The organism is Desulfotomaculum copahuensis, from assembly GCF_001655685.1.
GTDB classification, from domain to species: domain Bacteria; phylum Bacillota; class Desulfotomaculia; order Desulfotomaculales; family Desulfovirgulaceae; genus Desulfotomaculum_G; species Desulfotomaculum_G copahuensis.
Genome location: NZ_LYVF01000128.1, coordinates 1 through 721, shown reverse-complemented (window position 1 = coordinate 721; position 721 = coordinate 1). Strand labels below are relative to the sequence as shown.

The following is a 721-nucleotide window of genomic DNA, read 5'->3' as shown; positions in this document are numbered from 1 at the left end:
TCTCCTAATGTCATAATCTTTTTCCCAAAATCAATACCTAATTCTTTACCTATATCTTCAAGAACATCATTATTAAAATCAAATAGATAATAATTTTCTTGTATGTAACTGCAGGATGACTTTGCTAAACTTTCAAGTATAGCTGAAACAGAATATTTCCCATTTAATCTATTTTCAAGTATTCTTACAATTACAAGTGATATAAAGCATATCAGAAAATGAGCATCAATATGTTCCCTCAGTGATAAATAAACTGGTCTGCTTTCGATATCACTTTTAGTTATCTTAAAAGATTCTTCTATCTTCCAAAGTCCACGGTACATTTCAATAATTTTATCATCAGATTCTTTGTATTCACTAGTAACTATTGCATAATATCCATCAAATTTTTCTTCTTCTTTTAGCCTTTCCTCATCAAATGTTAAATGCTGATGAGCACTTTCTAATATTTCGCCGGTTTCTTCATCAAAAATGAGATTCTTTACATATTTGGAAGCACCGTATGATGTAGCTCTATTGTATTTTGCTGGATTTTTAATTAGGTCTTTTGCTTTCTCTATTGTAGCAGCTCGTTCATATTTTGCTTTTAAAGCATACTCTTCACTATAGAAAATAACCTGTTTTTCATCAACTACCTTTTTCATTTTTTTGCCTTTAGTGGTGGTTACTAATATTTCTCTTGGATAAAGTCTGGATTTTATCTTGAAGCTATCTCCTCTGT

At 30.0% G+C, this 721-nt stretch carries 1 protein-coding gene; it reads right to left on the bottom strand.

The genetic code is table 11. The annotated features are described in order from the left end of the window. Positions 1 to 721 (bottom strand): IS1634 family transposase (locus A6M21_RS08025; protein ID WP_151191855.1); only part of this gene is annotated, 721 nt, incomplete at both ends.